8 protein-coding genes are annotated in these 26,887 nt (G+C 57.8%); 4 read left to right on the top strand and 4 right to left on the bottom strand.

All coding sequences use genetic code 11. The annotated features are described in order from the left end of the window. Positions 1–252: 252 nt before the first annotated feature. The 3 genes from ETAA8_RS24405 to ETAA8_RS24400 all read right to left on the bottom strand — a co-directional run bounded on the left by ETAA8_RS24405 (position 253) and on the right by ETAA8_RS24400 (position 9,281). Positions 253–6,861, bottom strand: a complete 6,609-nt coding sequence (locus tag ETAA8_RS24405; RefSeq protein ID WP_202921244.1) for a cohesin domain-containing protein — start codon at positions 6,859–6,861, stop codon at positions 253–255. Then, positions 6,828–7,103 (bottom strand): hypothetical protein, encoded by a 276-nt coding sequence (locus ETAA8_RS34910; RefSeq protein ID WP_202921243.1) that lies wholly within the window; start codon positions 7,101–7,103, stop codon positions 6,828–6,830. The genes ETAA8_RS24405 and ETAA8_RS34910 overlap by 34 nt, the downstream gene beginning before the upstream one ends. Before the next feature lie 258 nt (positions 7,104–7,361). Then, positions 7,362–9,281 (bottom strand): ABC transporter ATP-binding protein, encoded by a 1,920-nt coding sequence (locus ETAA8_RS24400; protein WP_145094676.1) that lies wholly within the window; start codon positions 9,279–9,281, stop codon positions 7,362–7,364. A gap of 196 nt (positions 9,282–9,477) precedes the next feature. On the opposite strand from ETAA8_RS24400, the gene ETAA8_RS24395 reads away from it, so the two are divergent. Then, positions 9,478–10,200 carry a 3-keto-disaccharide hydrolase gene (locus ETAA8_RS24395; RefSeq protein WP_145094673.1) on the top strand — a complete coding sequence of 241 codons (723 nt, stop codon included), beginning with the start codon at positions 9,478–9,480 and terminating at the stop codon, positions 10,198–10,200. Between the two features lie 97 nt (positions 10,201–10,297). Here the strand turns inward: ETAA8_RS24395 and mgtE are convergent, their stop codons facing one another. Beyond that, a complete protein-coding gene (mgtE, locus tag ETAA8_RS24390) occupies positions 10,298–11,668 on the bottom strand; it encodes a magnesium transporter (protein WP_145094670.1) in 1,371 nt (456 codons plus the stop codon). 488 nt (positions 11,669–12,156) lie between these two features. Here mgtE and ETAA8_RS24385 point away from each other — a divergent pair, with 488 nt between their 5' ends. The 3 genes from ETAA8_RS24385 to ETAA8_RS24375 all read left to right on the top strand — a co-directional run bounded on the left by ETAA8_RS24385 (position 12,157) and on the right by ETAA8_RS24375 (position 26,851). Further along, positions 12,157–12,606, top strand: coding sequence for a hypothetical protein (locus ETAA8_RS24385; RefSeq protein ID WP_145094667.1), 450 nt, complete (start codon positions 12,157–12,159; stop codon positions 12,604–12,606). Positions 12,607–12,621: 15 nt separating this feature from the next. Beyond that, a complete protein-coding gene (gene hemC, locus ETAA8_RS24380; RefSeq protein ID WP_145094664.1) occupies positions 12,622–13,554 on the top strand; it encodes a hydroxymethylbilane synthase in 933 nt (310 codons plus the stop codon). 277 nt (positions 13,555–13,831) lie between these two features. Then, positions 13,832–26,851 (top strand): DUF4394 domain-containing protein, encoded by a 13,020-nt coding sequence (locus ETAA8_RS24375; protein ID WP_145094661.1) that lies wholly within the window; start codon positions 13,832–13,834, stop codon positions 26,849–26,851. Positions 26,852–26,887: the final 36 nt, after the last annotated feature.

Genomic DNA, 26,887 nt, shown 5'->3' with positions numbered 1-26,887 from the left:
GCGAGTGAATCGGCCGTGAAGTGCGAATTCCTTAACCTAGGAAACCTCTGCCCCTCTTGGGAAGTAGGCACGGCCAGCCGAGTTGCGGTCCCAGAGTGCGTGGCGCAGAACGCGATAACACTACAGGTCAATTCTTCGCGATTCGTTTGACTAGTCTGGTCACGGCGACGCGAGATTTTTTCGGATTTTCTGCCTTTGTGAGGCGTCCCGAGGTCGGTATCTCAGCGAAATCGCCAAAAGAGAGTTGGCAGCTTAGCGGCGACGGCGATTGGCGGTTCCAGCGAGCGGGCCATCCTCGGCATCGTTGCCCCAGTTCCACAGCAACTGGAGTAGGGCGAGGTCATTCGCTGCTGGCGGAGGATTTGTCGTGGAGTGAGCCGGTTCGACTGCCGGGCTCACGACTTGAACGGGAGGGATTCCAGCGTCGTCCACGAACTCGCCCGCTGATGAGTTTTGCACGGCAGCCGCGCCTGGCTGCGGCAGGGACTGATCGACATAGATGTAGTCGTCGCCGCCCAGTGAATCGATCTGGATTTCGCTCGGTGTCGGGAAGTCGCCGAGAATCCGACTATTCACCCGGACTCGCACCTCGGTCGCACTCCGTGCACTGATGTAAATGAAATCCTTGCCTGGCGTTCCGACAATTTGCAGTTTGCCTGCATCCACGGTCGCTGTTGCTGGCGGCGATTGCAGTGAAGCGGGGCCCGGCGTAACGGTCAACAATCCATCGACACCAACATCGTTGGCTGCGTCCGTCGGCGCGGGAATGAGCGTGAGGAAGCCTTCATTCAACTGTGTCGCCCGCGCGGGGTCGTGCGAGGAAGCAGCCAGGTTGATGGGACTTGCCCCTCCGGCTGCCGTGGATTTTACGTTGGTATGCAGCTTAAGAAACTCACCGACAAACGAACCTTCCAGCGGTTGCGAACCAGCAGTTGAAATGAAAATGCGCCCGGCGATTGGATCGATCCGCGTGGCGATGGTCCAGTTGCTGCCGAGCAGTTCTCCAGCAGTGACGCTGGTGATTTCCAGCACCGTGGGATCGTAGTAAATCGCCAGGTCGGCCGATTCGAGGCCGTTGCCCGTCAAGTCGACGATGCTATCGATGAGGACCGGCACGATCAGGCTATCGCCTGCCGTTGCGGCCAGCGTGGTGGGAATGCTGAGCTTCGGATCGGGACCGCCACTGAGCAGGGACAGGGCAGTGGTCGGCAGCGCGGGGATCTCGGGCACCGCGATCGCTACGGCTACTTGTAGCACGTAGTTGGTGTCGAGCGACGAAATCGAGCCATTGCCACTGATATCGCCGACAATCGTTGGATCGAGCAGCTTATACGACTGAAAGCCGTTATCGTACCCCACCGCCATCCGCGCCACGCGGGCGGCGTCTTGTGCGCTCAGCGTGCCGTTGCCGGTAACATCGCCAAAGTAGGCGGCCACATGAACGCCGTCATCATCGAGGCCAGGGATGCTGCCACCGTTGAGCGAAATGTTGGCAATGTCCAGAACTTGCTTTTGCAGATAAGGAGCCGTTGCGGGAACCATCGTTTGCAAATCGAGAAAGTGGGTGGTTCCTTCGGCCAGCGGTGTGGGACTAGTGAACTGCACAAGCGCCACACCGGGTGTACTGGTGTTGATGTTGACTGCCGCACCAACGGGGAGTCCGCTGGCGACTGTTGCGCCGGTCAAATTGAGGATCGCGGGATTGTAGCGAATTTCGAAATTCGCCGAGGTAATGCCGCCGCCGTTGCTGAAGGAGATTGGCAGCCCACTGGTGGCTGACGCGGGAACATTCACAGCCTGCAGCGGGCCGCGGGCGAAGCTCGGGATTCGAATGGTGACCGCATTTGCTGGTACCGCGGCGACGGTAAACATTCGCACAAAATCGCCACCAGCTGTGCCGTTACTATCGCCATCGAGAAGGGCTTGCTCTGAATCGCGGAAGCCATCCCCAGCGCTGCGCAGAGTTACGGTGTACTGATCGGCTGGCAACGTACCGCTCGTGGCCACGAAGGTCACGCGGCGCAGATTCGCGTCCACAAGGAGTGAACCGGAAATTGTGCCCGTTGTGGCCCCCACGAAGCTGACGTCGGCTGGACCGCTGCCGCCCGCTTGGGTGTAGTACAGATTCAGCGCGGCGACATCCAGGTCGCGAATGAATTCAATCACGGCCCCTGTGCTGGTGGCGGTGAACGACGACACGACGAACGTTGGTGGTGGGGGATCGACTGTAATGACAAATGATTGAGCCGCGCTCGAATCAATTCCATCGAAAGCGACCAGCGTAATCGTGGCCGAACCAAACTTGCCGCCAGCCGGTGTGAAAGTGAGCCTGCCGTTGCTGGCAACAGCAGGTTGCACGCTGAAGAGGGTGGCGTCGGTGTTCGTGGTGATTTGGAACGTGATTTCCTGGCTCGCTTCGTCGGCAGGTCCGGCAGAAATGCCTGTTGCCCAGCCATTCACGGTCTGGGTTGAGGAGCCATAGGGGAGCGTGAAGTCGTTTCCCTTAGTAAAGACGGGAACATCGTTCACCGCGGCCACATTCACGCTAAAGAATGTCGTGGTGACGCCGTCGTCGGCCGTCTGGGGGACGTCGTCGAAGCCCACATCGCGTACGGTAACCGTGATGGTGGCAGACCCACTCGCATTTGGCGCTGGAGTGAACTGCAGGTTACCGGTCGCGCTGTTCGCACTGTGATTGACCGTCAAGGTGGGAAGGAGTGTGACATTGTCACTCGTTGCCGTCACGGCAAAGGCTTGCGATTCAGTTCCTGACGAAAGCCCGGTTAGCGGAATCGTCTGCTGCAGCGCGTCCTCGTTGATGTTCACCGCGCCGATAGCCGTAATCGTCGGCAACGAGTTGGCCAGCAGTGCTACATCGTTCCCATCGCCGCCCAAATACGTGATACGTTTCGTAACTCCATTGACCGACACCAACGAACCTTCTGCCAGGCCATTGAAGGTACCGCTGATCGGATGGCTGCCGTCGTTGCTGACGATGATGAAGTTATCGCTGAGGGCCGGAGCAGTGCCGGTGATCACCAAGTCCAAGCCGTTGAGATTGAGCAGACCGGCCACGTTCAGCCGCTGATATTGCAAGTCAGCTGTGGTGCCGTTGATGGCCAACGCTAAATCGTCACCACTGCCAAAACCTAGCGTGCCGGCACCGGTCGAGATATCGACACCACTGGTGGCTGGGCTGATGCTCGTGCCAGGATTTAGCAGCACACTACCACCCGCCGAATTCAGCGAGCCGGTTGTGAACTGAATTGCTGCAGCCGATTGCATGGCCAGCGATGTCGCGGCACTGCGAGAAATATCGCCACTGACTGTCAGCGCTCCCGAGCTGCTACTGCCAATCACGATCGTCCCAGCAGTCACCAGATCTAATTCAACATCGGTAATGCCGAGTGCGGTCGTGCTATCCGCCGAACCAAGATCAATGGCAAAGCCAGCTGTCCTCGGCGCGACGTTTACGCTTCCCGCAATAGCGCTAATGACAGCTGCCCCGGCCAAACTCAGGCTGTCGGCCGTCAACTGCACTGATCCCGCGGTGCTGGCAATGACTCCACCATTCACATCAATTGCGTGGAAGTTACCTGCGGTGGTTGTCGTTGGCTGTGCAGCTGTAAGTGCGATGTTGCCGCCCGCAGATTGCAAACTGGAACCGGCGGCGAGTGCGATCTTTTGCCCCGCAGTGAGCAGGATTTCACCCGAGCCAGTCGTGGCGATGTCGCTGGCCGCAGTGGGGAAAGTAATGTTTCCCGCAGCATACGCAATCAGGTTTTTATTGACGGCGAGTGTGATTGCTCCGCTAAAGTCAATGGTGCCCAGCGGCAACAGCGAGGTTCCCAAAAGGAGCGAGGCAGTCAGATCGGGCAGGGCTGCAAGTGCCACGGAGTCCGTTGCGCTACCGCGGTTCATGGCGAATGAACCAATGGGATTGGCAAAATCGGTCGTTACCAACGTGCTGCCGCTGACGCGCGATAAACCATTGGCCGGTGAGCTATCGTCGCTGAGCGAAACGGAGTTCAATCCCGTCGGCAAGTTCAGAATGGAATCGGTCGTCGTGCCGCTGTTCACTAGCGACTCCAAGCCGCTGTAGGTGACCGTACCAAAACTGCCGAGGACGACATTGCCACTGCTCGCCGTGGTGTAGTTGTAGGTCGTCGTTCCTTGATTGCCCCCGTTGATGAGGAGCCGATCAGCACTGGCCGTCGTTGGTTCGCCAGCAGTCAGCACCAAGCCCCCTGCAGGAATTACGTCGCCACTGGCCAGATTCAGCGTGACAGCGTCCGAGCCTCCCGCCAGGTTGAGCGTAAGCGAGCCAGTCACCGCACTGAGCGGAACTCGCAGTCGCCGGTTGCTGCTGCTGAGGGTACTGGCCGGCGTGGTCGCTGGCGGAGTATCGAAGGCCTGCGCCGCATCGGTGAACTCTAAATAGTCGACGCCACTCAGATTGACGAGCGCAACAGAGAGTGTGTTGTCTTTGCCGGTCGCGTCGGTATCGGTAATCGTCAAATTGCCGCTAACGAGGGACGCCGAAAGTGTGGGAGGAATGGGCTCGACGAAGCCAGTTGCTTGCCAGCCGACCTGCACTCGGCCGGCGCCTGTTCCTGTAAAGCGAACAATGAATGTTCCCGTGGCATCATTCGAAACGACCGACTGGAGGGCCAGCGTCGTCGTCCCCACGACCGATTGTTCAGCATTGGTGCTGACCGTTCCCACGATGCCGCTACTGCCGTCGCCCCAGGTAACTGAACCCGCATCGACGATTCCTGGCAAATCGTAGCGCGAGCTGACGATGACAAAATTGCCGTTCGAGAAGGTGCGAATCACTTCCGAACCGAACAGGTCGGAGGCCGTACTTCCCACCAGGCTATTGGCCGCCGACACAACTCCGGTAATGGACCCAGTGCTACTGGCATACGTCACCGCGCCCGCGTTGGCGGCGCTGCCGTTGTCCCAATTCGCGCTGCGAATCAGATAATTGCCGGAGGCCAGTTCCACAATTCCATTGCTGCCGACCATATCGCTGGCGGTGGAGCCAATCAGGCTGTTAGCGGGACTGATCGCGCCAGCCACTCCGCCCAGTCCACTCCCCCAAGTCACGGCTCCCACGTCGGAAACCGCTCCATGGTTCCACGAGGAAGTGGTGACAACATAGTTGCCGTTGCTCAGTACGCGGACGCTCCCCACACTGCCGACGAGGTCGCCGCTGCTGCTGCCGATCAGGCTGTTCAGTTCATTGACAGTGCCGCTCGTTGGGGTGCTTCCGTCGCGCCACGTCACAGCGCCGACATTTGCAATGGCACCAAAATCCCACGCCTGCGAACTGACAACGTAGTTGCCATTCGCCAGTGGAGTGATTGCAAGTCCAATGGAGTCGCCGATTTGACTACCCGTCAAACTATTTGCCACCGACACTTCACCAGACAGGCCCGTGGAGCCGTTGCCCCAGGTAACGGCTCCAATGTCCGTGAGTAAACCTTGGTCCCACGACGGACTAGGGACCACGTAGTTGCCGTTGGCCAGCGCTTTCACTCCGCTCGAACCGACCGTGTCGTTCGCGCTTGTACCCACCAAGCTATTTGTACTGCCAATAAAACCTGTGACTCCGGCAGTGCCACTTCCCCATGTTGCCGCCCCCGCGTTGCCGATTGCTCCATTGTCCCACAGTGCACTCGTGACAACATAGTTGCCATTGGCGAGCGGAACCACCTGGTTCAAACCCACCATGTCTTCCGCGCGCTCGCCCACCAGACTGTTGGCAATTGAGATGATTCCACTTGTACCCGTGTTGCCGTTGCCCCACGTTGTGGCACCGGCATTCACAATGCCCCCGCGGTCCCAATCGGGCGAAGTCACTACATAGTTACCATTGGTGAGGGCCACCACGCCGCTGCGACCGATGCGATCGCTGGCGGTCGAACCAATCAGACTGTTCGCCACGCTAACGATGCCGGTTGTGGGCGCGGTGCCGCTGGCCCAAGTCGCCGCGCCCGCGTCCAACGTGGTGCCGTTGTCCCAATCGGGACTGACGACCACAAAGTTGCCATTGCTCAACTTGCTAATACCAAAATTGCCGACGGAATCGTCGGTGCGAGCGCCCACCAGGCTGTTCACAGTTGAGACAGAACCAATGAGCCCCACAGTACCGCTGACCCACGTGACCGCACCGGCAGCAGTCGCCGAACCATTGTTCCACTGGGGACTAACGACCACAAAGTTGCCGCTACTGAGGACCTGAATTCCATTTCGGCCGACACGGTCATTTGCGGTGGTACCAATCAGGCTGTTTGCTGCACTGACTGTACCCTGCAGCCCGACCGTTCCATCGACCCAAGTCACGGCACCGACATCGGTCAACAGTCCGTTGTCCCAACCTGAGCTGGTAACGACGTAGTTGCCGCTTGGCAGGGCCACAACGCTGGATGGAGCGCCCAAACCGTCACCATCGGTGCTGCCGATCAAGCTGTTGCCGGCACTAACGACTCCCTCGACACCTGTGGTGCCACTGCCCCACGTGACGGCTCCCACGGCCGGGCCCGCCGAACCACCCAGATGCCAATTGGCAGAACTGACGACAAAGTTACCGTTGGCTAGCGGAATGACTCCATTGAGACCGACGTTGTCAAGATTGCTTGAGCCTCGCAGAGTACTGATAAGCGCGCCAGTGGTGCCATTAAATAGATAGACAGCGCCAGCATTCACGCCACCCGCGTCATCCAGTGGAGCCGTGATCACCACGTTGCCGTTGGTGAGTGGTACGACCGAATGGCCGAACTGGTTGCCGAGAGACGGATTGGGGTCAATGAAGTTGACCGCCATCACCCGGCGATCTTCCAGCGATTCGAAAAGCATGCGACGGCGCGCAAGCCGACCAGCACCGACGGGCGGTTGTCGTTGGTCAGCGTGCCGGGACGAACCCAGCAGCCGCTTCCAAAGTGCTTGGAGAGGGCGCGACATGCAAAATTACCGGCACGAAAGCGGAACCGCCTGCGACCGTTATTGTCGATGACAACAACAGCGGTCACGTAGCCTGCAAGCGCTGGGCAGATAAGGATAAACAGCGCACGCGGCCAATTGCGAAAATACCAGGACAAGCCAAACTCATGGGATGCAGATCGCGAAGGCGCAGGATAGGGGGTTGGCAGCCGAATCGCAAGCATTCGGTTGCCTCTCTAGTCCGCTGATCGCGATTCGACCAGTTTCCTCGTGCAGTGCATCCCAGGTTCGATTGTAATCGAATTCGCAAAAATGGCTCACTTCGAGTCGAGTCAGCCCGCAGAATTCACCCCTGGGGGCCCGCTAGTGACAATTTGTCCGGCTGTGCGGGTTGTAAGGTCGCCGATCGTGCTCGCTCAACGGTCCGCCGTCATTTGCGAATCGACCATTTGTCGGTATCGACCGCTGCGGGCAAGGAGTTCGAGATGCGTTCCCGTCTCCACCACTCGCCCTTGATCGAGCACCACGATTTTGTCGGCCCGGGCGATGGTGCTCAAGCGATGCGCGATCACTAGCGACGTGCGGCCGCGCATCAACCGTTCCAAGCTCTGATGAATCAGCCGCTCGCTCTCGGTATCGAGGTTGCTGGTTGCTTCGTCGAGAATCAGGATTCGCGGGTTTGCCAACAACGCTCGCGCGATGGCCAGTCGCTGCCGTTGACCGCCACTCAAACGCACGCCTCGTTCGCCGATGAGCGTGTCGTAACCATTTTCCAGTTCGCGAATGAATTCATCGGCATTGGCTGCCAGCGCCGCGTCTTTGATCTGCTCGGGAGTGGCATTGCGCGAGGCATAACCGATGTTGTCGCCAATCGTACCATCGAACAAAAACACATCCTGCTCGACTATCCCCAGCAGCCCTCGATAAACATCGACCGGCAACGCCCGCAGATCACGACCATCGAGATGAATGCTGCCGGCGGTCGGATCATAAAACCGCGCGACCAGGTTGCAGAGCGTCGTCTTGCCGGCACCACTTCGCCCGACAAGTGCCACGACATTGCCGGGCGCGATTTCAAGATTGATATTTTCCACAGCGGGCTGCTTGGCCGCCGGATATTGAAACGAAACATCGCGGAACTCGATGCGACCTTGCACGGTGTGTGGATCGAGTGAATCCGTGGGTGGCGTGTGTGCAGTTTCGAGTGGTTCGCCCAACAGATCGAGCACGCGGTCGAGTCCCGCCAGATTGTTTTGAAACGTCGTGGCACTATTGGCCAATGTTTCGAGCGGCCCCAGGAGCATGGTAAGGTAAACCAGGAACATCGTGACATCGCCGATGGTCAGTCGCCCTTGCAGCACTTGCGACCCGCCATAGATGAGCAACGCAATCGATGATAGCGGAATGATTACGTCCCAGATCAGTTCGACAATGCGTGTCCACCACCAGACAAACAACTGCTGCCGGGCCATCAAGTGATTGCCGGTCACGTAGCGGTGCGTTTCGTTGCGCTCGCGGCCGTATGTTCGCACGATTCGAATGCCGCCGAAGGCCTCGGTCGTTTGACCATCGATATCTTGTCGCTGCGAGCGAATGTCTCGATAGAGTGGCCGAATGCGGCTGATCCACGTGCGATGCGTAACATACACTGCGGGCAGCAGCAACAGCCCGCCCAGCGTCATGCGCCAATCGACCCATGTGAGCACGAGCAGACTGCCAACCAACTGAATCACCGCGCGGTACGGGTTATAAATCATACTGAAGACGAGTTCGGAAATGCCGCCGGCATCGTCGCGCAACAAACTCGTTGCGCCACCCGACTTCAAGCTATAAACGCGATGAAGCGGCAAGCGAACCGCATGCGCAAAGACGCGCCGGCGAATGACGACATGCAGCCGATTGACCGTCTTTGTGGCGAGCCAGCGACCCGTGAGAGAAATGACCGTGGTGAGGAGCGAAATACCAACCACCATCACACCCACGAGATACAACAGTTGATAACGGTCGGTCGGCAAACCCCATTCTTTGCTCCACCACTCCGGCAGTGGGCGATCGGTCAAAATATTATCGATGACCAATTTCGTTGCCAACGGAGGAACCAGTTGCAACAGCGTGGCGCAGGTGAGCGTTGCCAGCGCAATCACAATTGCCGTTCGATACCCGCGTAGCAGTTTGATGAACTCGCGGAGTAACTGGCCAAACGAGCGCGACCTTTTTGCCTTGCTCTTCGATTCTTCATCGTCACCCGCAGTTGCGTCCGATGTTTGCCCGCTATGTCGCGCACGGACTTTCTGTCGATAGTCTTTGAATCGTTGGCTGCTGCTGGCAATCGTCATGGGTTGCTTTCGAGTTTTCTGCCGCGCACTGTGCGCGGCACACTTTATCATCGGGACCAGTGGAAATCGGGCAAGGGCGCGGAAGTGGCAACGCTGGCAATGGCCACTTAAGCGCATCTCTTGTTTTGCGGCGCGCCACGTACGATCATGGCGACTTCGATTCCCGCCCATCCCGCCTTTTCCGGAGTTCCCCGCCATGTCGATCCGCCCTTCGCTTACAGCTTGCCTGTTATTGCTACTTCCCGCAGCGACATTGTTAGCTGCGGACTCGCCGGCTCAGCCCCCCGCGGGTTTTGTGGCCATCTTCAACGGCAAGGACCTGACCGGCTGGCGTGGCGGCAAGACCGAGAATCCGCTCAATCGCCTGAAACTTGCGCCGGACGCACGGGCCGAAGCGGACAAGAAGACGCTCGAAGATATCCACCAGCATTGGACCGTCGAAAACGGCGAACTCGTCAACGATGGCAAGGGACTCTACCTGACCACCGACAAGGACTACGGCGACTTCGAACTCCATTTGGAGTACAAGACAGTTGCGAAAGCTGATTCAGGTATTTATCTGCGTGGCATTCCGCAAGTGCAAATTTGGGACTACACCAAAGAAGGTGGCAAGTGGGATCGCGGTGCCGACAAAGGCTCGGGCGGCTTGTACAACAATCCTGGCAAGGGAAAATATCCGCTTGTGTTCGCCGATAAGCCCTTTGGCGAGTGGAACGCCTTCCGGATCACGATCATCGGCGATCTGGTCACTGTTTATCTCAACGATAAACTCGTCGTCGACCAGGCTCCGCTTGCCAGCTTCTTCGATAAAGGCCAGCCTCTGCTCGCATCGGGCCCGATTCAACTACAAACGCACGGCGGCGAAATTCGCTGGCGCAACATCTGGCTGCGCGAAATCCCGCGCGAAGCCAGCAAGTAACTTCCGTCGCTCAGTCATTCCATGACTGAGAGAACAGAAAGTCGGCGCTGACTGAATTAGAAAGTGCGAGTCAAGGAATGACTCGCCGGCGGGAGGACTATCGCAGCAGCAGCATCGACACCGTCATATAGATGACGATCCCCAGAATGTCACTGATGCCGGCGACGAACGGATTGCTCATGAGCGCCGGGTCCAGGCCGAGGCGTTTGAACATGAGTGGCAGGAGCGAACCGGCGACTGCACCAGAGGTAACGACGAGCACTAGCGTCACCGGAATGACGAAGGGCCAATAGAATTGCTCACGGGCACCAGGATCGCTGATGGTGAGTACGGTTGAGAGGATACCGCCGAATGTGGCCAGAATGGTGCCGAGCATCAGACCGACGCACAATTCGCGGACGACAACCTTACGCCAGTCTTTGACCGAAAGTCCGCCAGCTGTCATCGCGGTGATGATGAGCGTAGCCGATTGATTGCCGCTGTTGCCGCCGCTCGACATGATCATCGGCACAAACATCATCAGCCAGGCCCACTTTTGCAGCTTGGATTCGTAGTTATCGAGCGTGGTCGCGGTTACCGAAGCGGCGACGAACAAGATCGTCAGCCAAATGCCGCGTTTCCAGGCCAGGGTAACCAGACCGGTCTTGAGGTAGTCGTCTTCCAGCGGGGCGATACCGGCCATCTGCTGCGCGTCGTCGGTTGCTTCTTGCCGCACAGCATCGAGCACGTCGTCGTGCGTAATGATGCCGACCAGACGCCGCTGATTATCGACGACGGGAATCGCCTGCAAGTCGTAGCGCTCGACAAGACGAGTTACTTCGTCGCTGTTGTCCGTGGCGTTCACCAGAATCAAGTCCGTCTCCATCAGGTCGCCGACTTTGAGGTCGGGCTTGCCGAGAGACGACACCAGTTGCCGTGCCGAAACCACACCACGCAAATGCAGATCGTGATCGACGACGTAAATGTAGTAGATCGTTTCGACGTGCTCAGCTTCGCGACTGAGGGCCACCAGCGCGTCGCGAACCGAGAGATCTTCCTCGATCATGGCCATTTCGGTGGTCATCATCGCGCCGGCCGAGTCGGGGGCATACGCCCGCAGCCGTAGCAATTCGCGCCGCTCGTCGGCTGGCAACAGCGGTAGCAACTCTTCGACGACCTCTTCCTGCACATCGTGCAGCAAGTCGACGCGATCATCGGCAGGAAGATCGGCCAGCAGTTCGGCGACTCCCGCCCGGTCTTGCGTCTCGATGATCTCAATCTGCCGTTCGTGCGTGAAGTACAGAAAGATGTCTTCTCGCAACTTCAACTCGGCATGTTGCAGCACTTCCCACGCTTCGGAGGCGTCGAGCCCTTCCATATACTCGGCCAGGCGAGCCGGATTGAGGGCGGTGACGAATTCCTGCAAGTCGTGAGCATTACGCTCGGCGAGCATTTCGCGCAGTTCGGGCAGGAAAAGCGTGTTGACCATAACCGAGCTGACAGTCGAAGGCTGCGCGGATTGAGAGCCTGAAGTATCGACCGCAGTTCGGTTTCTGTCAAAGCGTCTGAAATCTGCCTGTTGTCCGCGCCTTTTGGGGGCAAGTCGGCAGAACCCAATCGAGCCGGACGCCGGGAAAAATTGCTTCAAGCGTCCCTGCAGGACCAGCCGATATTTCAACTAACAACATGCCGGGAGGACGGAATGGTCTCGGCCATTCCGTTTCAGGATAGAGGTCATGATACGACGATGGAGCGGCGTATCATGACCTTTTTTCATTCTTGCTCAGCCCCATTATGGCTCTACCGAGCCGCTTCTTGTAGTGACAGCTGTACGTCAGCGTCTGGCCAAGTTCACGCGAAAATGAGTTGTCAAGCGGTTTAATCCTGGTTTAAATTATCGCAGCCTGGCACCCAGAAGGGGTGAATTTCCAGGCACAGGTTTTTTACTGGGATAAGCCGCGTTTGGGAGCCGCTCGCATGAATCTGCCGCTGTGGAAGAAGTTAGTCGTTGTAACGGTCATGATGGGTTTTGCCGGAGTCGCCTCGCAGCCATTACAGCTGCTCGCACAAAAAGCGGAAGCGAAGGCTGCAGCGCCGGCTGCGAAACCCAAAGGTCGGCTCCCGGCCTACTACAAAGATCTGGTGACAACGGAGCAGAAAGATAAGATTTACGCGCTCCAAAGCAAATACGACGCGCAAATCGCGACACTCGCCGACCAGATCAAGACGATTCAAAAACAGCGCGACGGTGAAATTGAGGCCTTGCTGTCGGCCGAACAAAAAGCCAAGCTGGAAAAACTGCGAGCCGATGCCAAAGCCAAGGCTCAAGAAAAAGCAGCTGCCCGCAAAGCGGCTGCCGAAAAGGCCGGCATTACCGCCGCGGTTGCGGTTCCGGCCGTGCCCCCCACCGTCAAGTCAACGAAGTAAATAGATCGAGTCAGCATGGGAGTAGTGAGCGGACAGCCCTTCATCAGGCTTGGAACTCGGTCCAGTCCGCTCGCCCGCTGGCAAGCCGAGTGGGTCTCTGCGCGGTTGGTGTCGCTCGGCATTCGGGTCGAGATGATTCACATCACCACGCAAGGCGATGTCACGACGGGTCCTCTCGGCCAGATTGGCGGCCAGGGACTCTTCACCAAAGAGATTCAGCGCGCCCTGCTCGATCAGCGCATCGATCTGGCGGTCCACAGTCTCAAAGACTTGCCCACCGAGGCCATTCCTGGCCTCACCATCGCCGCCGTGCCGACGCGCGAGAGCACGGCCGATGTGCTGGTCGGCCCCTACAAAGCGCTCGACGATTTGCCCCCGGGTGCCCGCATTGGGACCGGTAGTTTGCGCCGCCGTGCTCAATTGCTGCATGCTCGGCCAGACTTGCAACTGCTCGAAATTCGCGGCAATGTCGATACCCGTCTCCGCAAACTAGATAGTGGCGAGTACGACGCAATTGTGCTGGCTCAAGCGGGGCTCTCGCGGCTGGGGCTGGCCGCGCGCATCGCGTACATCATTCCGCCGCAACTCATGCTCCCGGCTGTCGGCCAAGGGGCGCTCGGGCTCGAAACGCGTGCGGACGATGCGACTACCATCGAACTGCTGCAGCCTTTGAACGACGGGCTCACGCACGCGGCCGTGCTGGCCGAGCGGACCCTGCTCAACTCCCTGCGCGCGGGGTGTCTGGCCCCCGTCGGTGCTTGGGCCCGCGCGAGTGGCGACAATCTGTTGCTGCAAGCCACGGTCCTCCACCCCGATGGCCAAAAGAGAATCGCTGCCGAAGGAATTGCTCCGCCCGAGCAGGCAATGAAGCTGGGCCAAACGGTCGCTGCCGACCTAGCGCGGCAAGGGGCCAGCGAACTTATCTCCGCGGCCCATGCCGGCCGCTAGCAACTGGCAAAACACCCATCATTTCCGGAAATAACCGGAAATGAACATTTCTCCAGAGAAATTGTTTACTTTTGGTTTTGGAAAGTTGACAAGAACCACGCGTTTTAGCGCGAAGAAGCTTGACGGGGGCCTGTTCGGCGAGCTACGATCCTACCCAAATTACCGACTTTTCCGGTTGTGCCGTTTCTGACGCAATCGGTGGAAGTTGCTTTGAATGCGAAATTTTCCGCATTTTCATCGCTTGGGCCATGATCTGTCCGTTCTAGGAGCCTGTCGCGTGAGCATTCGCCTGCCAAACCGCCGTTCTCTCTCCCGCAGCCAGCAACGCCGCCAATTTTTAAATCAAAAGCTGGGCAGCTATCGCAAGCGAATCTTGCGAATGGAAACGCTCGAAGATCGCCGCGTGATGGCGGTGGCTGAATGGGGCGGCACCGGATTCTCCGCTGGTCACAGCGTCGAATTCCGTAAAGCGAGCGTCGCCTTTGGACAAGTCGACAATCTGGCTAAAGCGGATTCGCTTTTTGCCTCCGCTATTCCAGGACCGAACGTCAGCGCACAAGCGTTCGCAAGTGGCGCATCAACCATCAACTATATCGATGCGGGATTTTATGACCCCGCGACTTCTGACCCCAGCCTTTTTCCTGGCGGCGTAGACTTTCCAGCACCGGTGGGAACGGCAGGGGTTGACGATAACGATCTGGCGATGCGTTCGACGGGTTTTTTGAATATCCCGGTTGCTGGCGCCTGGAACTTCACCGTTTTTAGTGACGACGGCTTCAGGTTGTTACTTGGTTCGGATAATGAACAGATCGCCGTTAAGAGTGGGCCTGGGCCAGCAACTAATATCACCGCTTCGGCCACAATTCCAGCACCAGGAATCTATCGGTACGACCTCGTTTATTTCGAGCGAGACAATTTTGCTGAGGTTGAGTTTTATGCCAACGGCCCCGGTGCATTTTCTACGAATCGACTTGTCGGTGACCCAGCTGGCATAACGGTTGCGCAAAAAATCGATCTTGTGTTACCTGGAACCGCTTCTTCGGACTCCATTTCAATTCGGAGAAACGGAGTAAACACCGATGTCACGTTGAATGGCATTACGCGATCCACGCCTACGGCGCTGATCAATTCAATCGTAATTAATGGCAACGCGGGCGACGACACATTAACCGTTGATTATGTGAACGGAAACCCCTTTCCCTCGGGCCCAATCACCTTCAATGGCGGTGGAAACTTCGACTCGCTGATTTCCACCGGCGGGAATTTTGCAAGCGCTGTTTCCACCCCGACGAGTGCCAACGATGGCACGATCGTATATACGGGTGGGACTACCGGTAACGCAACAATCCAGTATGCCGGGCTCGCACCGATAACCGATTCCAACGTCGTGGCTTCATTTACCGTCAACGGCACCGCTGCTGGTGAGACAATTTCGATTGCTCCCAGTGGAGCCTTCACGCGTGTAAGTGCTCCTTCCTTTGAATTGCACGATCTGTCGAACAAAACAGAGATCGTTGTCAACGGCAATGGCGGACTCGACACGTTCAACGTCAATCTGACAGCCGCCAGTGCCGGACTTACGACGCTAACGGTCAATGGCAATGTTGGAATCGACATCGCGAATATTCTTGCCACGCCAGTCGGCGTCTCCACCAGCTACAACGGCGTAAGTGGGACAGATTCGGTTCTGATTACGAATGCTGGCAGCGTCCAGGGGATCTTAGGACCGATCTCCCTTGCCAATACCGTCAGCCTTAACAGTATCGTGGTGGACAATTCGGCGGATTCCAGTGGACGCGTGGTGACGTTGACCAATAGCTCGATCACCGGTTTGGCTCCCGCCGTCATCAACTATGTTCCCGGCGACACTTCCGCACTCACCATTAATGCTGGTACCGGTGCCGACTTGTTTACCGTCACGAGCACCATGAATGGCTTTCCGGGAACGACCACGTTGAATGGCAACTCCGGCGACGACATCTTCAACATTAGCTCCGCGGGACTGGGTGGCGGTAACAGCACCAACAATTTCAATGGCGGAATTGGGAACGATACTTTTAACGTCACGGGGTTACCGGCGAGTACCGCGACCCTCAACATCGATGGTGGTGTTCAAACCCTTGCCGACGTGCTGAACTTCACCGGGAACGCGATCAAGACCATTACCGGCGTCGGCGCTGGCAACCTGGACGATGGTCCCGGTGGCTCGAATCCCGTCGTCTTCACGAACATCGAAACGGTGACCGGCACGGGCGTCAGCCAACTGACCGATACGATTACGATGGGGGCCTTATTGCCCGGCGAAGTCGCTGGCGGCCGAAATTCCCTCCGCGTGGTTCGCAGCGGTGCGGGTGGTGCAAACATCGAGTTCTATTACGACAATGACACCGCCGCCGGACCTGGCGAGGTGCTGATTCTGCAGCAACTCTATACCAGCACCGCCCCTGTCATCACGGTCAATGGCAGCGCCGAAGCCGATACGCTGATCATCGATCACTCGGGCGGCTTCATTAATCGGACGTTTAATTACGACGCTGGTGGGCCGGTCAATGTGGGCGATGTCAATGGCGATGCACTCAGCATTCGCGGCGGTACGGTCGTCAACGAAACCTATAGCGTCGGTCTCACCGAAGATGCGGGCATTTGGGTACAAGACCCTGATGGCAGTGGTGGCCGCGGCAGCCTGATTCCCGGCGTCGATGGCCTGATCGTGAACTTCACGGGCCTGGAACCGGCCGACAGCGATACGATTGCCACGAATTTCGACGTGGTCTATTTCGCTGCCGCTGCGGACAACATCTCCATCGTCAACGGCGGTCTGCTCAACGGTTTCAATTCGCTGCAAGTCTCCGACAACAGCAGCACGTTCGAGACCTTCCGCTTTGCCAACAAGGCCAACGTCGCCCTGCACCTGAATGGTGGAGCCGACACGGCGTTCCTCGACTACACGATTGCGGCCGCGGGGCTCAACACGCTGCAAGTCTTTGGTAACGGCGATGGCGCAGTCGCCGGCGTGCAACTCGATGACAATGTGACCGACTTCTTCCAAGTGAATGCCACTGCCGCGATCGCCAACACAGTCCTGCTCAGCGGTGACGGCGGCGACGATGACTATCTTGTGGGGACATCGAGTGTTCTGGCCAACATCAACGGTGCGATCAACCTGGCCGGCGGAACGGGTAATGATCGGGCTTTTATTAGTGGATTCAACGACGTTGCGGCCCATAACGCAACCTTGACCAATGCGAGTCTCACGGGCGCAGCACCGGCGGCGATTAACTACAGTTCGCTGCAGCAGCTCAACTATTCCGCAACGACGGCCAATGCGGATCGCCTCGATGTCCTCAGCACGGCAGCGGGTACCGCGTACATCGTGCTGGGTAATGGTGGTGGCGATACTTTCACGGTCGGCAACACCACCGCCGAATTCACCACTGGGCCCGTTTTCGATGGCACACTAGATCAGATTTTGGGAAATATCATTTTCGTCGGCAGAGGCGACACGGATACGCTCAACGTCGACGATTCGGGCACGCTCGTCGGCGATGCCGCGGCCAGCATCACCAACATCGGCGTGACAATGTCGTTGTCGTTGCTCAACGTCAACAACCCTATCGTGTTATCCTACCCAACCACGGAACTCGCCGGCTTTGCTCCTGCAGCCATTCAGTACGCCCACGGCGATATAACGACCCCGGCAGTCTTCCCCAGTCGTCTGGAAAACCTCAACGTTCGCTCGTCGAGGGGCGATGACATCATCACGGTCAACGACACCACGGCAACGGTGGCGACGGTCATTGACGCCCGCGAAGGGAATGATTTTCTTTTCATCGATGGCGACGATTTGAGTGGTAATAACACCTTCCAGGGCTTCGATGGCACCGATGAGTTCCAATTGTTGGTTTTGGGCAACATTGGCACGAATGCCATCCCCGGTGGACCGATCACCGGCTTGACGATCGAAGGGCAAGCTGCCAGCGATTCGATCAACCGCGACCGGGTACAGATCTTTGACTTCAGCGGAACGGCTCGCGGATTGAACTATCTGTACCTGAATACTCAGGGAGATATCAACGTAGCCGCCGGCGCGCCAAATCTGGGCCTGTTCGGCACAAACCTGGCGAACGGCGAGGTACGAGTTCGTACCACGGAAACCCTCATTTTCAATGATGCTGGTGAAAACAATGACATCGTGCGCGTGTTCGGTGGCACCGACGACGGCACCATCGGCGGGGCCAATCCGGTCAACGATGTGCTGACCGTGGGTTTGCTGAACAACAACACCTCGGCCCTCGTGTTCAAAGACGGTGCGCCCTACTTGAGCACCCCTCCCGCCACGCTGGTTGGCTCGCGCCCTGGTATCGCCGGTGGCGGCACTGCGACGGACTTGTTGATTCGCGGTTTGTCCCCCACGCCGATTGGCCCTTTCGGCATTCTGCTTGTCGGCAACGGCAACTCGGGTGTGGTTGGCACCGGCGATCGCGCAGTGGTACAGGGCCGAAGCGAAGCTGATTTGGTGGATGTTGGCAATCCGACCGACATCTTCGGCTTTGGTGCTGGTGTCCTTCAGCCAGGAGCTGGCGTCGGGAATGCCTATGATTTTTTCAATGTTTCTGACTCTCAGGTGTTTACAAACAACATCGTCAATGGCTCGCTGACCACGGTGAGCCTGAACATTGCTTCGTTCGATCAAGTGGGTGGCCCGGTCGTCACCGAGAATGCGGCCTTGATCGTCAACGGTGGTGATGAAGCAGCACCCGATCCGGTCACGGGCGTTGCCGATCAGTTCTTTGTGACTGTTTCGGCCAACTACAACATTCAAGTCAACGGCAACCTGCCTGACCCTGCCACGTTCGATCCGGAAGGCTTCCCGCTGGGTGATGAGTTGAACGTCATCGGCAACGGCTCGGTCAACATCTTCAGCGATAAAGCGACTCCACCGAACGTGACCACTACGTTCGGTAACGGCATCTTCGGAGTGCTGAATACTTCGATCGAACGCCTGCGTTTGACTCCTTCGAACGGTGTGCTGAATCTGATTGGTGACAACAACGATCCACTCGTCGATCAAAACGACAACTTCGTCGTTCGTGGCCGCGATATCGACGTTGGTGGCTCGATCGACGGTGGCATTGGCGAAATGTTCGTCAGCATCAATGGCAGCAATCCGATTCTGCTTAATGACGTGCAATTCCTGAACGTCTTCGGCTACGACCTGACCGGCCAGAACCTGAACGACCCCGACGTCAACGCGCCGGACAACACGGTCGGTGGCGCGGACAACATCGATACGCTGGATATCGCTGCTTGGGCTGACAATTCACCCCGCTCGTGGGACGTGCATGTCAACTTCAACGAAGGTGTGCCAGATACAGGGGACGGCTCGCAACTCGACCTGTTGATTTACAACACGGTCTTTGCGAACCCGGTCTCGGAAGACATCGTCGTGCAGCCGTCAGGACCGACGAATGGTGAACTGCGAGTCACCAACGGGGCCTTCGGCACGCCGATCGTCACGATTAACTACGTCAACAATACGGACATCATCGTTCTCGATAACGATGGCTTCCTCAGTGACGACGACAGCTTGACGCTTCGCGGCACTGCGCCAAACACGCCGCAAGCCAGTGGAGCGGATAATTTCCTGATCAACTTGACAGCGGCAGGTGACGTTGCGAATCCGCTGGTCACCGTTTCGGATAACGTCGGTGGGTTAGACCTTTATCGCCTGCGTAACTTCACGGGCTTCGACAGCCTGAATATCGAAACGCTCGCTGGCAGCGATTACGTACGCGTTATCGGCCGTAACGACGGATCAGTTACGGTGAACGTCGATGGCGGTAGCCCGACTGGTGTGGGCGGTAATACCGATATCGACTCCGTGAGTGTGTTCGGCTTGACCGATGGCGCTGACAACTTCATTTACTCCGTCGGCGCTACGAACGATTCGGGACGACTTGCAGTAACTCGCTCCGGCGCAGCGGCCGCGACCATTGTGAACTTCATCAACACGGAACGAGTCGACATTGAAGGCCAGGGTGGCACAGGTGCCGATACGGTTACCGTAAATGCTACCAGTGCGAATGACTCCATTGCCTTCAATGGCATCAACGCGACCGATGGCAACCTGGTCATCAACGGAACTCCCCTCGTAGCACTACTTGGGTTGGGCAGCGGTGCCAGTTCGCTGACCATCAACGCCCTGGGTGGCGACGACGAAATCTCGGTTGCGGCAGGTCCATTCGCCGCAACAGGCGGAATCACCGTTAATGGTGGTGATCCCACCGCCAGCGACACGGTTGTCGTGGTCGGCACAGCGGCCGCAGATGCCGTGACGATTGACCAACTCACAGCCAGCGGCGCACGCATCACAGGCGCTGGAGCGGCAGTGATCACCGTCACGACCGCCGAGAAGCTCCACTACAACGGACTGGAAGGCGGCGATGACCTCACGATTACGACTCCAGCCGGAGCGGATATTGCCACTGCAACACCTACTCTGGCTTCAGGTGAAGGAGCGGTTGCAATCACTTCCTCGGTAAATGGCGATGTAAGATTGCCGATTTCGTGGGAAGGTATCAATGGGCTAACCGGCTCGATTGCCTTTGCCGACGTTGGTGGGACACGCGTCGATAGTTTGGTGCTGTTGGGTACGAACAGTTCCGACGTATTTCAAGCCTTCAATGCGGCCGGCGACGTGAACTACGGCTACTACGACACGCCCGGCAGTTTCCTCACGCTGCTGGCCTTCACAATCAGCACACCGGGTGTGAATTCATTGGCACTGTCCGGTCTGAATGGCGATGATGTGTTTACTATCGTGGGCAATCATCCATTCGCGGGTGGCGTTCAAGTTGACGGCGGCAATCCTTCGTCTGGCAGCGATGTGCTCAACTTTGTCGGCGCGGGTGCAGCCATAACGGTCAGCCTGACTGCAGACACAATTACCGAAGGTGCTTTCGGTCCAGTCAATTACGTCGGTATTGAAGACGTCGCCATCGCGGGCGCTGCCGCAGCGTTGACAGTGAATGGCACTGCCGCTGACGATCGCTTTGACGTTCAACCGACGGCTGCTGGAGCTGGCAGCTTGAAGGTGTTCACGACTGGTTCGATCGTCAAGACCAGCCCGCAGTTCACTTACACTGGCGTGAACAATGCAGCCTTCACGCTTAATGGCGGGACGGGCTTCGACGATGTGCATTTGCTGGGCACCAATGGGATCGATACGATCACGTCGGCGGCAACGACGGTCACTCAGGCCGGCGGCACGGTGACTTTTGGCACGGCGCTCGAACGACTGAACATTGATGCCTTCGACGGTGACGACAATATCAACCTGGGGACGTTTACGTCGGTCAACGCAATCATTAAAGGTGGCTTGGGCAACGACACAATCATTGGCACGGGCGTGGTGGCGACCGGCGATTTGATCTATGGCGGCTCTGGCAATGACATCCTGCGTGGTGGTGCCGGCAACGACACCATCTACGGCGAAGATGGCAACGACACCTTCGGCGTGGTTTCGGTCGGTGCGGCTCAAGACGCGGGCGACGACTTATTCTTCGGTGGCGATGGCAGCGACCGGTTCATTTGGAACCCGGGTGACGGCAACGACCTGTTCGAAGGTGGTGCCGGCGATGCGGATGTGCTGCAGTTCGAAGGGAACAATAACAACAACACGTTCATCCTGAACCAGGTCGGCACTCGCCTCGAGTTCCGCTTTGGTGCGGTCGATCTCGATGTCGCTGGGACGGAAGAAGTCGAAATCGTCACTCGGGACGGCATCGACAATACGATCATCAACGACCTCTACGCCACCGATGTTCGCCATGTCAGTGTGAACAACGAAGGAGCAGTCGCTCCGGTTGTGGCAGCCGACACACTCACCGTGAACGGTCGCGAGGTCAGCGATTCGATCAACGTGCTGAATGTGGGCGGTCTGATTCAAGTGACTGGCCTCCGCTACGATGTTCGCCTGCTCAACAGCGTGGTGGCCCAAGGCGATACGCTCATCGTCAATGCCAATGCCGGCAACGACACGGTGGTGGCTTCGGAAGGTGTCGAAGGTGTGGTTGCCATCGTGCTCAACGGTGGTGACGGCGACGACTACTTGTCGGCTGATGCGACCCTCGTCGGTGGCGACGGCAACGATACGCTCGTCGGTGGCAGCGGCAACGATATCCTGATCGGTGACGGCTCGAGCGACATCATGCTCGGCTTGACCGCAACTGGTTCGCTCGTCCGCTTCGAAATGTCGAATCCTGCCGCAGCCCTCACCACAACTCCAATCACCGGGCTCCCCGGTGGCGAAACTCTGTTGGGCATCGACTTCCGCCCAGCGACTTCGCAGTTGTACGGTGTGTCCAGTGCGGGAAGCATTTACACGATCGACCCTATCTCGGGCGCCGCAACTCTGGTTGGTGCAGGCTTTGGCTTCGTGCCGAATGGCACTTCGTTCGGCTTCGACTTCAATCCTGTGCCGGACCGGATTCGATTCACCAGCGACAACGAACAGAATCTGCGTCTGAATCCGAACACCGGTGCGCTGGCCATCACCGATGGCAACTTGGCTTACGCTGTCGGCGATCCGAACTTCGGTGCTAATCCAAATATCGTCGGCTCGGCCTACACCAACAGCTTTGGTGGCGCAACGACGACCACGCTGTTTGGCATCGATAGCACGCTGAATATCCTGGTCAGTCAGAACCCGCCAAATGCCGGCACGCTCAACACCATCGGTGCGTTGGGTGTTGATCCTTCGGCCGTGGTTGGCTTCGATATTCTGACCGGCAGCAACACCGCGGTTGCCACGCTGGTTGTGGGTGGTGTGCAGCAGCTCTATACGATCAACCTCCTCACTGGAACTGCCACGCTCATCGGCAACGCCCCAGCGGGTATCTCGTTCATCGGGATGGCATCGGTTCCGGGCACGGGCGACGATCTAATCATCGGCGGTGGCGGTGCAGACATTCTCTCGGGTGGCGGTGGCGAAGACACGATGATCGGCGGAACGGGTGCCGACACATTCCACGGTGGCGACGGCTTCGACACGATTCTGATTCAAGGCACTAGCGCCAACGATCGAATCGATGTTCAGCAGGACTTCCTGAATGCCGTGCCACCGGCTGCCACGTCGTACACGTTGCGGCACGAAGTTTCAAACGTATTGCTTGGGTTCGACGGCATCCTAGGTGGTGCAGGAACCGAAACCGATACGATTCTCACGACCGATCTGGCGACAACCGTCGAAAACGTGAGCATCGTGGCCGGTTCGGGAGCCGATACCATTCGCGTTGCCCACAACGACTTGTACTTCAACCAACCGCTCTTCACGATGCGGATCACGGTTGACGGCGGCGCTGGCGCAACCAGCGATCGCTTGACCGTGACCGATTTGCTCGTAGGCGACACCACGATTCAACGTATCGGTGGTACCGCCGGCAGTGGTTCGTTCAGCATGGGCTCGAATGCTCCGGTTGTTTACAGCGATATTGAGTTTGCGACGCTTGATCCCGTGAACACCATCACGGGTGGAACGGGCGGAGATGGTACCGGTCGCTTGATTGTCTTCCCGTTCGATCCGAACGAACAGAACGGCCAGTTGCAGAATGCCACGTTCCTCGGCAATGGAACTACCAACCTGCAAGCCACCATCGACCCAGGTGTGGATCCTGGTCCAATGGCAAACCCGGCTGGCTTCGGCTTGCCTGGCGACGAAGACTGGTACCGCATTGTTGCCAATGAAACGGGCACGCTCGATTTCCAGGTCTACTTCGAAGAAGTGGCCTCCCGAGGGGCTCGTGTTGGTTTGCCGGGCAATGGCAACCTCGATATCGCCGTCTACGATGCCGACGGCCTGGTGAACGGTGCGCCGCTCGCCATTGGTGGAGTTTCGACGTTTGGCGGCAACGATGGTGCCAACGGCCCCGAACTCGATACGGCGCCGTTCGCCAACGAGCGAGTTCGCATTCCTGCTGTCGCTGGCCAGACCTACTACCTGCGGATTGGTGGTGCGGCTCTTACTGCCGATGGCTCACCGAATGCCAGCCTGGCCGTGAACGCCTACAGCGTGAGCGTGGTGAACTCGGCTGCTCCAGTGCCGCGCGATTTGGAATTAGACGATGTTGTCGCCATGTCCTCGGTCGCTGGTCCGTTGGCACCGAATTTGGTGGTCACGGCCACCGCCTTCACCGCCAACGTTGCCGGATTGTCAATCACCCCAGATTTTTACGTGGGCAAGTATGTCTACTTCCTACAGGCACCGGGCAATCCGAGTGATCTCAACGGTCAACGCGCACGTGTGACCGGTTACAATGGCGCAGGTGGCTTCACGTTTGCTGCAGGTTCCTTCACCGGCGCGCCTGCTGTCGGCGATCTGTTCCAAATCGAAAGCGTCGACACCGGTCGCTCGCAATTCGATAATCACACGCGCGATATCACGCCGACGATCTTCTTACGATTGGACGATGCCAGCTTGTTGAACGATCTGCCAGGTAATCCATCTGGTCAGACCAACGCGCCGCCGCCCGATCAGGTGATTCCAATTACCTATCAAATCAACAGCTCGTTGAATCCTACCAATCAACCTCCCGAAGGATTTGCAGCCGGTTTCCGTATTGCAATCTTCAGCGAGAACAACACGCACAGTCCAGTTCCAGGAACAGGGCTAACATTCCTTGGCTATGCGTCGCCGGTTGCCGGCAGTCCGGGGCTGTATACGTACACGTTCCCAGACGCGAATCCCTTGTCACCTGGCAGCCACTTCATCACGGCCAAGGTCGAAATGATTGACCCAGCCGATACTACTCCAGGTACTGGGCTACCAGTTGATATTGACCGTGCCACCGGTTTCGGTGCATCAAGCCAATCGCTCGAGATCGTGGTCGATACGCAAGTGCCGCCGGTTTACTTCGGCCTGCCCACGAGCACCGAAACGGGCTTCGAGTTCACAGCGACCGACGGTTTGCACCCCGACAGCGATACCGGTGTGAACGGCATGCCTGCCACCTTCACCGATGGCATCACCAGCGACCTGACGCCGAAGTTCTACGGCTCGGCAGAAGCCAATAGCATCGTGCGGTTGTATCTCGATAACCGCAACACGGCGGCTTTCCCAGGCACCACGATTGGCGTGCTCGACGCGTTCGACATTCTGATCGCACAAACCGTGGCGAATCCCGAGGATGGTACGAACCAATTGCCGACCGGTTGGTGGGAAGCTGAATCGACCGTGTCGTTCAACGACCCGACTTTCTTCCCCAATGAAGATGGTTTGAGAACCGTCTTCGCGACTTCAGAAGATTTGTCTGGCAACGTCAATCCGACCGGTATTGCCGCCGAATTGCTCGCCGTGTTCATCGATACTCAGGGTCCGCAAGTAACCGACGTTCGGTTCAACACGGTTGATAGCACGTATAACGTGTTTGACCACAAGTACGAGTCGGTGATCGGTGGTGATCCGGGCACGTTGGTGCCGACACCACTGGTCAATTCGATCATCGTAAAGGTGCAGGATCTGCCGGAACGTGTCGCCAACTTCGTGTACCAGGCGATTAAGACTGACACCAACTTAGTAAATCCAGTGACGGGTGCCATTATCAACGGTGGAGTTGACGACTTGCCGCTGGGATTGGTGAATGTCTTTGGCGATTACAGTGGCAATATTCCGATTCGCCGTATTACCTTCACGGCCGATCAGAACCCCAATACGCCAGCCCTCGATCCCTTTGTCCTCCCGGACATTGCTCGTGGCTACATCACGATTACCTTCGGCAGCGATCCGAACGGCATTCCCGGCGATCTAGACGACGTGATCCTCACTCTGCCCGACGATCGGTTCACCCTGACCGTGTACGATGCCATTCAAGATCCAGTGGGCAATCATCTGGATGGAGAATCACAGGCCATTGAGCCTCACGATCAGCCCGCGTTCCCCAGTGGCGATGGCATCCCCGGCGGAGACTTTGTCGCTCGCTTCACGGTCGATACTCGTCCGGAACTTGGCAACTGGGCTGCCGGCTCGGCCTGGGTCGATATCAACGGCAACCAGATCTTCGATCAAGACAATGTGGACTTCACGAATCGCGACATCGCTTACCTAATGGGTTACACCAGCGACGAACTGTTCGCAGGCAATTTTGCACCGGCGGGCGCTCTGGCGGCCGATGGCTTCGACAAGTTGGCTGCCTACGGCCGTGTGAATGGCCAATGGCGTTGGCAGATCGATACTGATAACGACGGTGTTCCCGATATTGAGAGGGTCGATCCAGCGGGCATCAATGGTTTCCCTGTGGCGGGCAACTTCAACAATGCCATTGTCGGTGATGAAGTCGGCCTGTTCACTGGCAACACCTGGTTTTTGGACGTAGACCAGGACTATAACTTGGGTGATGGTGCCGGTGTACGCGTTATTCCCTGGGTGAATGCCGCAGGTGTATCGGTTAGTGGTTACGGCTTCACTGGTGACTTCGACGGAGACGGCGAATACGACCTTGGAAGTTGGACCGACGACACATTCCAGCTATCACTCAGTAGCGATCCGACCAATGTGGGTGCCTTTGGCGCAGACGGTAGGATCGACTTAACATTCCACTTCGGCTTTGCAGGCGCTCGTGAGCGACCCGTGGTTGCCGATATGAACATGGACGGCTTCGATGATCTTGGTCTGTGGACGCCCGATCGGGCAACGCAGGTTGAGGGCATCGGTGGCGAATGGTACTGGCTGATGTCGGGCGAAGTTGTCAACGACACCCCGAACCCAAGTGGCAACTCTGCCAATCCAGGAGACTTGCTAGGACCTTCCATTCCAGACCGCGTCGTCATTGATCCAATTTCGCCATTCCCCGGTGTCCAACGGACGGTCAAATTCACGCCGGTGCCGTTCGGCAACGACTTGTATATGCAATTCGGCGACGAGTTCTCGCTGCCGATCGTTGGCAACTTCGATCCACCCGCGACCCTCTCGTCCGTGTTACCCGGCACGAACCGCAACGATCCTTTGGATGTGAACAACGATGGCCGCATCTCCGCCTTTGATGCCATCGAAGTCATCAATCGGTTAAACCGGTCGAACGGGTCGGTTTCAGTTCCGACCAAGGGCTTTATCCGAGCACCGTTCCTCGACGTCGATCAAAACCTGCGAGTTTCGGCCTTCGATGCCTTGCAGGTGATCAACTACTTGAACGCCAATCCGATTATGCCTTCCGTTGTCGGCTTGGAAGATGTCGGCGGTTCGGGTGGCGAGAACACCGAGAACGACGAAGCGCTGCTGGCCTTCCTGGATGACGGCGAACTATAAGCCCGCCGGACGCGAAAAAGGTCTGCAGGGAACTGC

Source organism: Anatilimnocola aggregata, from assembly GCF_007747655.1.
Classification (GTDB): Bacteria; Planctomycetota; Planctomycetia; order Pirellulales; family Pirellulaceae; genus Anatilimnocola; species Anatilimnocola aggregata.
This window is presented reverse-complemented; position numbering and strand designations above follow the sequence as displayed.

Excerpts from the sequence above, each read along its gene's own strand:
- ETAA8_RS24385 (WP_145094667.1), top strand. The coding sequence starts at position 12,157 with ATGAATCTGCCGCTGTGGAAGAAGTTAGTCGTTGTAACGGTCATGATG.
- ETAA8_RS24405 (WP_202921244.1), bottom strand. The coding sequence starts at position 6,861 with ATGCTTTTCGAATCGCTGGAAGATCGCCGGGTGATGGCGGTCAACTTC.
- ETAA8_RS24400 (WP_145094676.1), bottom strand. The coding sequence starts at position 9,281 with ATGACGATTGCCAGCAGCAGCCAACGATTCAAAGACTATCGACAGAAA.
- ETAA8_RS24395 (WP_145094673.1), top strand. The coding sequence starts at position 9,478 with ATGTCGATCCGCCCTTCGCTTACAGCTTGCCTGTTATTGCTACTTCCC.
- hemC (WP_145094664.1), top strand. The coding sequence starts at position 12,622 with ATGGGAGTAGTGAGCGGACAGCCCTTCATCAGGCTTGGAACTCGGTCC.
- mgtE (WP_145094670.1), bottom strand. The coding sequence starts at position 11,668 with ATGGTCAACACGCTTTTCCTGCCCGAACTGCGCGAAATGCTCGCCGAG.